This is a genomic window from Enterobacter sp. CC120223-11 (assembly GCF_900215375.1).
Lineage (GTDB): Bacteria > Pseudomonadota > Gammaproteobacteria > Enterobacterales > Enterobacteriaceae > Scandinavium.
On the sequence record NZ_OBEF01000001.1, the window covers coordinates 202,016 to 214,491 of the forward strand.

General features: G+C 56.0%; 10 protein-coding genes. 4 read left to right on the forward strand and 6 right to left on the reverse strand.

The window, feature by feature from the left end; translation table 11 throughout:
* Positions 1–3: 3 nt before the first annotated feature.
* On the reverse strand, positions 4–1,173 hold the full coding sequence (locus tag CRO87_RS00895; protein WP_097161298.1) for a methyl-accepting chemotaxis protein: 1,170 nt from the start codon (positions 1,171–1,173) through the stop codon (positions 4–6).
* 437 nt (positions 1,174–1,610) lie between these two features.
* Between CRO87_RS00895 and CRO87_RS00900 the strand changes: the two genes are divergently transcribed.
* Both CRO87_RS00900 and CRO87_RS00905 read left to right on the forward strand, forming a co-directional pair.
* Complete coding sequence (locus CRO87_RS00900; RefSeq protein ID WP_097161044.1) at positions 1,611–3,725, forward strand: bifunctional diguanylate cyclase/phosphodiesterase; 2,115 nt, start codon at positions 1,611–1,613, stop codon at positions 3,723–3,725.
* Positions 3,726–3,793: 68 nt separating this feature from the next.
* Positions 3,794–5,026 (forward strand): sensor domain-containing diguanylate cyclase, encoded by a 1,233-nt coding sequence (locus tag CRO87_RS00905; protein WP_097161045.1) that lies wholly within the window; start codon positions 3,794–3,796, stop codon positions 5,024–5,026.
* A gap of 46 nt (positions 5,027–5,072) precedes the next feature.
* Here CRO87_RS00905 and CRO87_RS00910 read toward each other — a convergent pair whose 3' ends face one another.
* Both CRO87_RS00910 and CRO87_RS00915 read right to left on the reverse strand, forming a co-directional pair.
* A complete protein-coding gene (locus CRO87_RS00910) occupies positions 5,073–5,285 on the reverse strand; it encodes a hypothetical protein (protein WP_097161046.1) in 213 nt (70 codons plus the stop codon).
* 126 nt (positions 5,286–5,411) lie between these two features.
* Entirely contained in the window at positions 5,412–7,028 is a 1,617-nt protein-coding gene (locus tag CRO87_RS00915) for an ABC transporter substrate-binding protein (RefSeq protein WP_097161047.1), read from the reverse strand.
* Between the two features lie 199 nt (positions 7,029–7,227).
* Between CRO87_RS00915 and mpaA the strand changes: the two genes are divergently transcribed.
* Positions 7,228–7,956: a murein tripeptide amidase MpaA gene (mpaA, locus tag CRO87_RS00920; protein WP_097161048.1), complete on the forward strand. Its 729-nt coding sequence runs from the start codon at positions 7,228–7,230 to the stop codon at positions 7,954–7,956.
* Between the two features lie 284 nt (positions 7,957–8,240).
* Here mpaA and ycjG read toward each other — a convergent pair whose 3' ends face one another.
* Positions 8,241–9,206, reverse strand: a complete 966-nt coding sequence (ycjG, locus tag CRO87_RS00925) for an L-Ala-D/L-Glu epimerase (RefSeq protein ID WP_097161049.1) — start codon at positions 9,204–9,206, stop codon at positions 8,241–8,243.
* 104 nt (positions 9,207–9,310) lie between these two features.
* Here ycjG and tpx point away from each other — a divergent pair, with 104 nt between their 5' ends.
* On the forward strand, positions 9,311–9,817 hold the full coding sequence (gene tpx / locus CRO87_RS00930) for a thiol peroxidase (protein ID WP_097161050.1): 507 nt from the start codon (positions 9,311–9,313) through the stop codon (positions 9,815–9,817).
* A 52-nt stretch (positions 9,818–9,869) separates the two neighbouring features.
* On the opposite strand, the gene tyrR is transcribed toward tpx, so the two are convergent.
* Both tyrR and CRO87_RS00940 read right to left on the reverse strand, forming a co-directional pair.
* Positions 9,870–11,411, reverse strand: a complete 1,542-nt coding sequence (gene tyrR, locus CRO87_RS00935) for a transcriptional regulator TyrR (protein ID WP_097161051.1) — start codon at positions 11,409–11,411, stop codon at positions 9,870–9,872.
* Between the two features lie 150 nt (positions 11,412–11,561).
* The gene (locus CRO87_RS00940) at positions 11,562–12,464 is read right to left on the reverse strand and encodes an arginase family protein (RefSeq protein ID WP_097161052.1); all 903 of its coding nucleotides are present in this window, start codon (positions 12,462–12,464) and stop codon (positions 11,562–11,564) included.
* Positions 12,465–12,476 lie beyond the last annotated feature (12 nt).

Genomic DNA, 12,476 nt, shown 5'->3' on the forward strand with positions numbered 1-12,476 from the left:
CGTTTAAAAGGAGTGCCAGTAATTTCGATCGCCGCCTGCAACTGCGACGGGCGCGGTTTGTGGCGGTGGCGTTGTAACCGCCGGGGTGGGCATTTCATTGCCGAGACGGAAATTACGCGTCCGGGTTTGCAGCTCAATCACCTGATGTTTGAGCACATCCGACGATCCGGCCAACTCTTCCACAACGGCGACATTACTTTGCGTGACTTTCTCAAGCTCAGAGAGCGCCATGGTTATCTGCTCGATACCTTTCTCCTGCTGTAACGTAGAGCTTGAGATCTGCTCCATCAGGCTGCTCAGTGAGCCTGAACCCGTCACTATATCCTGCATATTTTTCTCAGCTTCCGCGACAATACTTGCGCCCTGAGTCACGTTATCACTGGTCACGCTGATCAGTGTTTTAATATTCTTCGCCGCTTCAGCGCTACGGTGAGCAAGGTTGCGCACTTCACCCGCCACCACCGAGAACCCTTTGCCGTGATCGCCTGCCCGCGCCGCTTCAACCGCCGCATTCAGGGCCAGAATATTGGTCTGGAAGGCAATGCCGTCAATCAGGGTGATAATTTCCGTCATCTGCCGCGCGCAGTCGGTTATAGACTGCATGTTAGTGGCGACGTCACCCATAAGCTCTCCACCTTTACGGGCGCAGAGTGTGGCATCCCCTGCTCGATCGCTGGCAAGTCGGGTGTTCTCGGCGTTATTTTTGGTGCTGGCCGCAATCTCTTCCATGCTCGAAGCCGTCTGCATCAGGGTGGCGGACTGCTGCTCCGAGGTTACTGACAGCTCGGCGCTGCGGTTTGCCAGCTGTTCAGAGAGCGTCATTGCCGTTTGCGATGAACTGCGGATTTCCGATACCAGCGTAGAGATATTGCTCGACAAGCTATTGATACCCGGAATTAAACGCCCGGCGCAGTTGTTGCCAAATTCAGGGATATATACCGATAAATTACCGGAAACCACTTCATCAATGCTTCTCTTAACGGCGTTAATCGGCGTAACCAGATATTTAGTCATATATAGCCACAGCAGTGAAAAGGCCGTCAGCCATACAATATTAAACATAATCATCACCGCCATATTAGCGGATAATATAACAGCCAAAATATCGACAATAATGAAAACCGCCAGCAAAAACATCAATATGAAAGTTCTGACACTAATATTTCTCAGCATAATCAGACTCACAGAGATACTCGGAGGGGTGATATGTTTATAGCACCTGCCATCGTCAATTCAATATGATTTCCATGAGAAATTAATATTCATGCTTAAACCCGGTGAGTTTGGCTTTAGCAACTTATTTATCTGACCACGTGCCACATGAGTAGTGATTTCCACTAAAAAACAATGACACATCGCATCATAACGGCAGATTATTGCATGACAACACCAGCAAAATCAGATTCAGTTAACTGGCACTATATCATTTTTAAGCCATGCTTAAGTCGTTGGTGCGTTTTTTGCGCGTATGATTTCAGCACGATGATAAAAGTGTGAGCGTAAAACCAATCAAAAGAAATACAGCATTTCTTCTTCTCTATTTCATTGGCGTCGCCTTCAGATTTGCTGTTACATTACTTTAACAACCTTGAAAAAACGTGGATTGCATGATGCTGTACGTTTCGTGGGACCCGGTTCTGGTCGGCATTTCCTTTTTAGTTGCTTTTATCGCTTCGTTTGTTGCCCTGGACAGTGCGGCAAAAATTGCTGCCTCCAATAAAAATGCCGCACTCTTCTGGCGTCTCGCCGGAGGGGCCACGTTAGGTATTGGGATTTGGTCAATGCACTTTATTGGCATGCTGGCCATGAAAATGCCAATGATGATGCACTATGACTTTGCCACTACAGCGGTTTCACTGCTGGTGGCCATCGTCACCTCAACCCTCTCAATTAATATCGCCGTTAACGGCAGCGAGCTTTCGCTCAAACGCCTGTGTCTCGCCACAGCGATTCTTAGTAGCGGCGTGGTGACCATGCACTACGTCGGCATGGCGGCGCTGATGATGCAGGACATGATCATCTGGAATTACGGGCTGGTGGCGCTGTCAGTGATCATTGCCATTGTCGCCTCAGGCGTCGGTCTGTGGCTGGCGTTCAGCCTGCGACTCAACAGCAAAGGCGTGCTCATCAATCGCATGACTGCGGCGGTCGTCATGGGCATCGCCATCGCCGCCATGCACTACACCGGCATGAGCGCGGCAGAGTTCGAAGATAGCGGGCATTACATGAGCGGTGGCGTCAGCGAACTCGGCCTCTCTATCTGGGTTTCGGCGACGACGCTTGCCATTCTTGGCGTGATGCTGATCATTTCGATGGTCGATTCGCAGCTGCGCACCAATCGCCTCACGGAGAACCTGCAACAGCTCAACCAGCAGCTGGAGCAGCAGGCCCGCTTTGACGGCCTGACGGGGCTGGCAAACCGCAGTCAGATCGATCTGCGTCTTGAGGCCTGCCTGCAGCAGTCGCAAATCACCCAGGTTCCCTTCGCGTTGATTTTTATGGATCTCGACCGCTTCAAACTGGTCAACGATGCCTGGGGTCATCACGTGGGCGATCACCTGCTGGTTTCCGTCGCCAACCGCATCAGCGCCTGCCTTTCCCCTAAAATGACCCTCGCCCGCCTCGGCGGTGACGAATTTATCCTGCTGGTACCGGACGCCACTCAGGGTGACGTTGAAGATTTAGTCACCCGGATGGTGGAGTGCATTCGTCGTCCGTTCTACGAGGCCGGGCAGATACTGCAGGTGTCGCTGAGCGCGGGCGTCAGCCTCTTCCCGCAGCACGGAAAAACATTACAGGAGCTGAAGCTGCGGGCCGACACGGCGATGTACAACATCAAGCAGCAGGGGCGCAACGGCTGGGCCATTTATCATACCGACATGGTGCATAAGGTCTGGGAAGGTGCCGAATTCCTGCAGGACCTGACCCAGGCGCTGGAGCGCGGGCAGTTTGAGCTCTGGTATCAGCCGAAGTATCACGCCGGGAGCAAAACCATTTATGGCTTCGAGGCCCTGCTACGCTGGCGGCATCCGGCAAAAGGCATCCTGCTGCCTGAAGTGTTTCTCGCCACCCTGGAAAATACCGGGCTGATTATTCCTGTCGGTTATTGGGTTGTGGACCAGGCGTGCCTGCAGCTGCGTCAGTGGGCCGACCAGGGCCACCCGGAGTGGAGCCTGTCGATAAACCTGTCGGCGGCGCAGTTCGAGCAATTCGACATTTATGACACCATTTGCAGCGCGCTGGCGCGCCATGCGGTGCCGCCATCCCGCCTCACCATTGAGCTGACGGAAAGCACCGCCCTGCGCAATCTTGAGCGCAGCATTGAGATCCTCAATGACTTCAACCGGATGGGGATCACCGTTTCTATCGACGATTTCGGCACCGGTTACTCCAACATGCTGACGCTGAAAAACCTGCCTGCCCGGGAGCTGAAAATCGACAAAAGCTTTGTGCGGGATATTCGCGACAACAGTAAAAACGTCAAAATCGTGGCGACGATCATCGACATCGCTCATTCGATGAACATGAATGTGGTGGCGGAAGGCATCGAAACGCAGGATCAGCAGCAGCTGTTGACGAGCCTCGGCTGCGGCTATTTGCAGGGCTTCCTGTTTGCGAAAGCGCTGCCTGCCAAAGAGATCCCGCAGCTGCTGTCACAAATAGAGAGCGCGAAACAGACGACCCCGGCCCCCGTCCAGACCGCGGTACAAAAAAAGCAGGCGTGAATTCATAAAAATGCATTATGTTTAATACGTGCCGTTGGCGGGCAGGCGTTCGCCCAGGGAGATAATGCATGTTGCCAGCCGAATTATCCGCTTACCATTACCTGACCACACCGGTATGGGTCGTCGACCCGGACGATGAGCGAGTCGTCTTTGCGAATCATGCTGCACAGGCGCTGGCGGGCGACAGCTCGCTGACGTCTCTGCGTTTCGGTGCACTCTCCGCCTGCGCGCAAACGCGGCTGGCGCACTATATCAACGACCTGAAGCATCAGCATGAAATCGTGGAGATCTGGACTTTTGCCACTCCGTCGGGCGAACTGCCGCTGCGCTGTCGTCTCTCACTGGCGACCTTTCCCACTATGCCGCCGGTGATTCTGTTTGAAGGGGCGAATATCCCTCACGCAGCAACCGAAAGCCCTGCGCGTTCGGCTGGCTACCCATCCCGTCGCCACAGCTTTTATCACCGTTTTTTCACCACCACGACCGCGCCAATGCTGCTGATTGACCCGACCCGGGACGGCAGAATTGTCGATGCCAACCTCGCGGCGCTGCGTTTTTATGGCTACGGTCGCGAGGAGATGTGCCAGCTGCACACCTGGGAGATTAATACCCTGGGACGTCAGGTGCTGCCGGTTATGGCAGAAATCGCCCGCCTGCCGGGCGGCCACAAACCGCTCTATTTTGTGCACAGGATGGCCGATGGCTCGACCCGACACGTGCTGACTTACGCCGGGCCCATCATCATCGGCAGCGACCGCCTGATGCTGTGCATCATTCACGACATCACCGAGCAGAAACGTCTGGAGCAAGAGCTGGAGCATGCGGCCCTGCGCGATTCGCTGACCGGCCTGCTCAACCGTCGGCAGTTCTATGCCCTGACCGAGGGCCCGGCATCGCGCCATCTGCTGCTCAAAAACGACTACTGCCTGCTTCTGGTGGACACCGACAACTTCAAAGCCATCAACGACAACTTTGGCCATCTGAAGGGTGACGAAGTGCTGGTGCAGCTTTCCAGGATTCTCGAAACCTGCAGCCGGGCAGGTGATTTCATCTTCCGCTGGGGTGGCGAAGAGTTTGTCCTGATGCTGCCGCACACTCCGCTGGAGAGCGCCGTAGAGCTGGCCGAACGCATACGTGACAGCGTCACAAAACTGAACCACGAAGGGCTCCCCGGCTTTACGGTCAGCGTCGGCGTCGCCAGACACCAGGCAGGCGAAACCATTGATGAAATTTTTAAACGGGTCGATAAAGCGCTGTATCAGGCCAAAAACGACGGCCGAAACAAGGTGCTTGCGGCCTGAGGCACAAAAAAACCGCCCGCAGGCGGTTTTTGAAACACAGGTGACGTCAGTGATGATGATAGCCACTGGCACTGTGTTGAGGGCCAATGCGCCCGGCTTCAACCAGAATCTCTTCGATCAACTCCTCAAGGCACTCTTTGCCGTGCTTGTCACAAACCAGATGCACCTGCCGGAAAATCTCTTCGGCGGGCATCCCGTCACAAAGCGCGGATTTCAACATCAGAGTTGCCCATCTTTTGGCTTCAGAATGCGTCAACATATCCCCTCCTGATACAGGATATTTACTAAGCGTAGCCCGTAAATGGGACGTTATCCACATTCCTGGAATGGTCTTAGGCATAAAAAAACCCGGCACGCGAGGCCGGGTTCTTCACTGAAATACAAATCAGTGTTTAATGATGTACATCGTACGGCTGTAGGCCACGTCTTCCGGGTTGTCGATCGGATAGCCCTTCAGCCACGGCTTGATCAGACGGCCGTTGGTGTACTGATAAATCGGCGCGATTGGCGCCTGAGCGGCAATAATTTTCTCCGCTTCGTTATAGTCAGCATTACGCGCTTTTTCGGTGGTTTCCAGCGTTGCCTGGTTAATCACCTTGTCGTAGGCCGGATCGTTGAAGCGCGAGATGTTGCCACTGTGCGTGGAGGTGAGCAGCGACAGGAAGGTAGACGGCTCGTTGTAGTCACCCACCCAGGAGGCACGGATCACGTCGAAGTTGCCAGTGTTACGGCTGTCGATGTAGGTTTTCCACTCCTGGTTTTGCAGCTTCACGTCCACGCCGAGGTTTTTCTTCCACATTGACGCCACGGCAATCGCAATCTTCTGGTGGTTTTCGGAGGTGTTGTAGAGCAGCGTCAGCTTCAGCGGACGGTTCGGGCCGTAGCCTGCCGCCGTCAGCAATGTCTTCGCCTGAGCATTCAGCTCCGCCTGGCTCATACTCTCTGCCGCCGACGGCTGCGGCGTAAAGCCCGCCGTCACATCAGGCGTGAAGCGCCAGGCTGGTTTTTCGCCAGTGCCCAGCACTTTTTCCGCCATGATGTGGCGATCGATGGTCATACTCAGCGCCAGACGAACGCGGGCATCGGCGGTCGGGCCCTTCTGCGTGTTAAACGCATAGTAATAGGTGCCAAGCTGCGGTGGCGTATACACCTGGCCCGGGATCTCTTTCAGCAGCTGCTTGTACTGGTTTTTCGGGAAAGATTCGGTGATATCAATATCGCCTGCCAGGTAACGTTTGGTGGCATTCGACTCCTGGTTAATCGGCACAAAGGTGACCTGCTTGATCACGGTTTTGGCGTTATCCCAGTAGTTTGTGTTCGGCACAACCACCAGTTTTTCATTCACCACGCGGTCTTTCAGCACATAAGCGCCGTTGCCAATCAGTTTGCCCGGGCGCGTCCAGTTTGGATCGCTCTCAACGTTGGCTTTCTGCACCGGGTAGAGGGAGAAGTTAGCGGTCAGATTCACAAACCACGGCAGCGGCTTATCCAGCTGCACGCGCAGGGTTTTCGCATCCACCGCTGTGACGCCAAGCTTATCCGGCGTGGCTTTGCCATCGATAATATTCTGCGCATTAGTGACGCCAGCCAGCGCCGCAAACCAGGCAAATGGCGAAGTGGTTTTCGGATCGACCAGACGCTGCCAGCTGTAGACGAAGTCCTGAGCCGTCACCGGGGTGCCGTCGGACCATTTCGCGTTGTCGCGCAGCGTGAACGTCCAGATACGGTTATCGTTGGTCTGCCATTTGGTCGCCACGCCCGGCACGATATTGCCTTTGCTGTCCTGGTTCACCAGGCCTTCAAACAGATCGCGGATCACCTGAATTTCAGGCAGCCCCACTGCTTTCGCAGGATCCAGAGAGGCCGGTTCATCTTTAATGTGGCGAACCAGCGTCTGCTGCTGCGCCAGAACGGTGCCCTGCGGAACATCCGCCGCAAAGGATTGAAAAGCGACGCCGCCCAGCGCCAGCGCAAAACAGAGAGACGAAACAGGAAACTTCATGGGATCCCCTTGTTCAAATAAACCCAGCCAACTTAGTCGGGTAATTATTTGTTTCAGCAGGAAGAATTGCAAACGACTTGTGGCGAAAAGTTGAAGGAAATGCTGAAAAGGATTCTGGAACGACCAGCAGGAAACTATTTGATTCCCGGTCTGTTTTGCACAACACTGCCAGAAACAACACAATAATGCAGGATTATGTATGTCTTCCACCCGTCCCCGCCAGCAGCGTGGCGCATTTCCTCCCGGCACCCAGCACTATGGTCGCTCGTTACTGGGCGCGCCGCTGATTTGGTTTCCTGCCCCTTTGGCAGACCACAACAGTGGATTGATCATTGCCGGCACCCACGGCGACGAAAATTCCTCCATCGTCACCCTCTCCTGTGCTTTGCGTACACTCGCGCCGGACCTGCGCCGTCATCACGTTGTGCTCACCGTCAACCCGGATGGCTGCCAGCTGGGCCTGCGTGCGAACGCCAACGGAGTTGATCTGAACAGGAATTTTCCAGCAGCGAACTGGAAAGCAGGCGAAACGGTTTATCGCTGGAACAGCTCGGCGGAAAGCCGCGATGTGGTGCTGCTGACGGGGGATAACCCCGGATCAGAACCTGAAACCGAAGCCCTGTGCCAGCTGATTCATAAGATTCACCCGGCATGGATTGTGTCTTTCCACGATCCGCTGGCGTGCATTGAAGATCCCCAGCAAACGCAGCTTGGCAAATGGCTGGCTGACGCGTTCGAACTGCCGCTGGTGACAAGCGTGGGCTATGCGACGCCGGGTTCATTTGGCAGCTGGTGTGCCGATATCGGGATGCACTGCATCACCGCCGAATTCCCGCCCATCTCCTCCGACGAAGCCAGCGAAAAATATCTCGCCGCCATGACGGCCCTGCTGCACTGGCATCCAGAATCCAGAACGCCCGCAAAATAATCTGTGCCCATAAAAAAACCCGCCAGGCGAAAACGCGGCGGGCTTTTTTTTACAGCGTATATGTTTCAAACAAAACACAGAACAGCCATCACAACCGCCAGAAGGATAACCAGACCTACCGTATCAATCATCCGCTTGGTTAATACTTCCTGCGTGGAAACGCCTTCTTCTTCCCAGTCAACCATATCAATACCCTCAAATCTGATGCGCCTATGCTAAGCGCGTGGCGTGAAGGAGCAATGATCGATTTGTGCCTGATTCTGTTTAAAAATAAACGGTCAGCCTTACAGGTATAGCGTACCGGTGGCAAAGCGCAATGCGGGTTCCGCATCCACGGCAAGCCACGTTGGGCCATCAAGATCGGCAAAGCGAACTTTCGGGGTCAGCGGCAGCGCCGCGCTGATGGCGCGAGACGTACAAAGCATGCAGCCCAGCATCAGCCCAAAACCCTGCGCCTCGGCCTCTGCGGCCAGAGCCAGCGCCTCGGTCAGTCCGCCCGTTTTATCCAGTTTGATGTTGACCATTTCATAGCGGCCCGCCAGTTTTGCCAGGCTTTCCCGGGTGTGGCAGCTTTCGTCGGCGCATATCGGCAGCGGATGAATAAAATTCGCCAGGGCCTTGTCTTCACTGGCGGGCAGCGGCTGCTCGAGCATGGCCACATTGAGGTCGGCCAGCAGCTGACAGCGCGCCGCCAGGCCGTCGCTGTGCCAGGCTTCGTTGGCGTCCACAATCAGGGTCGCTTCGGGCACCGCGGCACGGATCGCCACCATGCGCTCGCTGATCAGATGATCGTCGAGCTTTACCTTCAGCAGACGCGCGCCGTTATCCCACAGTGCTTTGGCGCTGTTGGCCATCTGCTCCGGCGTGCCAATCACTACGGTTTGTGCGGTCGTCACCCTGGACGCCAGTTCGGCACCCGAAAGCTGCGCCAGCGTTTTGCCCGCCTTACGCGCCTCTAAATCCCACAGGGCGCAGTCGACGGCGTTCCGGGCCGCTCCTGAGGGTAACAAATGCTGAACGGCTTCACGGTCGGCGCCGGACTCCAGCTGCTCGCCAATACTGACGATTTGCGCCATTACCGAGTCGATACTTTCCCCGTAGCGTGGGTATGGCGTGCATTCGCCGACGCCTTTCACGCCGTCTTCTTCGATTTCCACCACCACAACCTTCGCCTCGCTGCGGCTCCCGCGCGAGATCACAAACGGCGTGTGTAGCGGCCAGGCTTCCTCGTACACTCTCAGACTTCTCATTCCCTGCCCCTCAGTTATAGATGGCACCAAAAGCATTTGCTGTCGTTATGATTGTTGGCATACACTAGCCGCGACGTTAACTATATGTAAACAGGAAGATAATCATGTCACAAACTGTGCATTTCCAGGGCAACCCCGTTTCCGTTCAGGGCTCCATTCCTCAGGCGGGCGCCAAAGCACCAGCATTCACACTGGTTGCCAAGGATCTCTCCGACGTCGCACTGAGCCAGTTCGCCGGCAAACGTAAAGTGCTTAACATTTTCCCAAGCATTGATACCGGCGTTTGCGCGGCATCCGTGCGTAAATTCAACCAGCTGGCGGGCGAACTGAACAACACCGTCGTGCTGTGCATTTCTGCCGACCTGCCATTCGCCCAGTCCCGCTTCTGCGGCGCTGAAGGCCTGAGCAACGTTGTTACCCTGTCCACCCTGCGTGCGCCAGAGTTCCTGCAGCAGTATGGTGTTGGCATCGCAGAAGGCGCGCTGAAAGGCCTGTCCGCTCGTGCCGTCATCGTTCTTGATGAAAACGACAACGTTATCCTGAGCGAGCTGGTGAACGAAATCACCACCGAGCCAGACTACGCTGCCGCGCTGGAAGCCCTGAAAGCTTAATTTCTTTCATGCATAAAAAAGGCCGCCTTCATCGCTGAAGGCGGCCTTTTTATTACTCTTCGTTTTTCTTCTGGCTCAGGCCGTATTCACGCAACTTGTTGGCAATCGCCGTGTGCGAAACCCCGAGGCGTTTCGCAAGCTTACGCGTGCTTGGGAAGCTGCGATAAAGCTGAGTCAGCACCGAGCGCTCAAAGCGGCTGGTGATGTCATCGAGCGAGCCTTCCATCGCATCTTCGCCCACCGCAACCGTGGTCGTGTCGTAATCAGGTAACAGAATGTCCTGCGGACGTAGCTCGTAGCCTTCCAGCTGTGTCAGCGCGCGGTAGACCGCATTTTTCAGCTGACGGACGTTGCCCGGCCAGCCGTAGCGCGTCAGCACGGTATTAAGATCGGCGGCAAGCTTCGGACGGGCAATACCCTGCTCATCGGCAAAGCGCGCCACGAACAGTTCCGTCAGCGGCATGATGTCCTGCGGACGGTCCCGCAGCGGCGGCAGGTTCAGCGTCAGCACGTTCAGACGATAGTAGAGATCTTCGCGGAACAGCCCTTTCTGCACCAGTTCGACAAGATTCTTCTGCGTGGCGCAGATGACGCGCACATCGACATGAACTTCATGATCTTCACCGACGCGGCGGAAAGTACCATCGTTCAGGAAGCGCAGCAGCTTCACCTGCATCCGCGGTGACATTTCACCGATTTCGTCCAGCAGCACGGAGCCACCGTTCGCCTGCTCAAAGAAGCCTTTTTTCCCTTCCGGCGCGTGGCCAAACAGCTCACTTTCGACCGCGTCTTCAGGAATGGAGGCGCAGTTCAGCGCCAGATACGGCTTCTGCGCGCGAGGGCTTGCCAGATGGCAGGCGTTTGCCAGCAGATCCTTCCCGGTGCCGGTATCGCCCACAATCAGCAGCGGCGCACTCAGCAACGCCAGCTTGCGTGCCTGCTCCACCACGTGACGCATTTTCGGGCTGGCGGCGATGATCTGGCTGAACGCACTCACGTCCTGGGTGGTCATGGTTTGCAGCTGACGGCCCATGCGCAGCGTTGAGCGCAGCATCACCACCGCCCCCATCAGCACGCGGGTGGCATTTTCCCCTGCCAGAGTGACCGGGGTAATTTCCAGCAGGAAATTCTGCCCGTTTATCACCACGTGTTCAGCGTGGGATTCCAGCGGCGAACCTTCCAGCCAGCGCTGGAAATTAAAGCCACCGATCAGCTGGGCAGCATTATGGTTACGCAGTTTGTCTGGCGACTGCCCAAACAGCTGGCTGCTGGCGGGGTTGGCCAGCTCGACTTTGCCTTTGGTATCCAGTGACAACACCGGTTCTGGCATCGCTTCCAGTAAGGCACTCAGCGCCAGATGCTCGCGCTCGGATGGCATCCACGACACGGTGCGCACGTCCGTTACGCCCGCAATACGGCGGATTTCTGCCATCAGCGTGCTGAAAGCGTTGAACTCCAGCTCGGCAAAATTCAGGTAGATTCGGCCAATGGGGTCGATATCGATCCCGCGCAGATCAATGCCGCGCAGCACCAGCAGATCGAGCAATTCACGAGTCAGACCAAGGCGGTCCTCACAAAAAACTTCAAGACGCATGGGAAGTATCACCCTCAGAGCCAATAACGCATGGATGATAAGACAGTTCTTCGCCTGCGGGAAGATGGCTGTCAACAATTATTGACAGTATGACGGAAAATCAGGCGCTTTGCCGTAAAGCTGACGGAAAAGCGCACAAAGCGAAAAAGGTCAGCGCTGAAACATGTTCTCCAGTATCCCGATAATCAGTGCCGCACAGCGACCATCGTGGTCAAGATCGGGATCGAATACCGTCACCGTCATGCCACAACAGAGCGGACAGGCCAGCAACGATGCGCAAATCTCTTCGAGCCAGCGACGATCGATGCCTGGGCTGCCGGGTGAATCCACCGCAGGCATGACAGCCTGATCGAGCACATCCACATCGAAGTGGACCCAGTAGCGCTGGCCGGGCTGGCTGTGCAGCACCTGCGCAATCGCCTGCTTAATCATCCCTGTCCCCATTTGCTGCGCGGTAAACACGTCCAGACAGGTAATGCCGCTCTGTGCGATATCAGGCCAGGCGAAATTCGCGTCCCGTGATTCCCGCTCACCAATCTGGATCGCGTGCTCATCCTGAACCAGCGGCTCAGCAATGCCCGGCCAGCGCGTCAGCAATACCTCACCTCGTCCGGTGGCTAACGCCAGATCCATACCCGCCACGGCCCCGACCTTCTGCTGCGGATCGTAGTTGCCCGGGTGGCGAAAATCGCTGTGCCCATCAATATGCACCAGCGACACCGGGCCCGTTGCCCGGGATCCTGCCAGTGCACCGAGTAACACAGAGCAGTCGCCGCCGATAACCAGTGGGAAAGCCTGCCGTGCCTGCGTGCGAGCAACTTCCTCCGCCAGCATGAGATTGAATTCACGCAGCGCATGACCGTTGTAGAGACGCGTGCCGGCCTGTGCATCCGGCGAATATTCCGTAACGGGTAACCACGTCACGCTATCGGCATGAAGCCGTTCAGCCAGCCCCTGTGCCATCAGTACTTCGGGGGCACGCAAGGTCCCTGGCACATGGCCAGGGTAAAGCGGCCGCAGGCCGAGGTTGCAGGGAGCAAGGATGAGATGCATGGCATAAACCTC

Coding starts and splice junctions, on each gene's coding strand:
- mpaA (WP_097161048.1), top strand. CDS start 7,228: ATGTCTTCCACCCGTCCCCGCCAGCAGCGTGGCGCATTTCCTCCCGGC.
- CRO87_RS00915 (WP_097161047.1), bottom strand. CDS start 7,028: ATGAAGTTTCCTGTTTCGTCTCTCTGTTTTGCGCTGGCGCTGGGCGGC.
- CRO87_RS00900 (WP_097161044.1), top strand. CDS start 1,611: ATGCTGTACGTTTCGTGGGACCCGGTTCTGGTCGGCATTTCCTTTTTA.
- tyrR (WP_097161051.1), bottom strand. CDS start 11,411: ATGCGTCTTGAAGTTTTTTGTGAGGACCGCCTTGGTCTGACTCGTGAA.
- ycjG (WP_097161049.1), bottom strand. CDS start 9,206: ATGAGAAGTCTGAGAGTGTACGAGGAAGCCTGGCCGCTACACACGCCG.
- CRO87_RS00895 (WP_097161298.1), bottom strand. CDS start 1,173: ATGCTGAGAAATATTAGTGTCAGAACTTTCATATTGATGTTTTTGCTG.
- CRO87_RS00910 (WP_097161046.1), bottom strand. CDS start 5,285: ATGTTGACGCATTCTGAAGCCAAAAGATGGGCAACTCTGATGTTGAAA.
- CRO87_RS00905 (WP_097161045.1), top strand. CDS start 3,794: ATGTTGCCAGCCGAATTATCCGCTTACCATTACCTGACCACACCGGTA.
- CRO87_RS00940 (WP_097161052.1), bottom strand. CDS start 12,464: ATGCATCTCATCCTTGCTCCCTGCAACCTCGGCCTGCGGCCGCTTTAC.
- tpx (WP_097161050.1), top strand. CDS start 9,311: ATGTCACAAACTGTGCATTTCCAGGGCAACCCCGTTTCCGTTCAGGGC.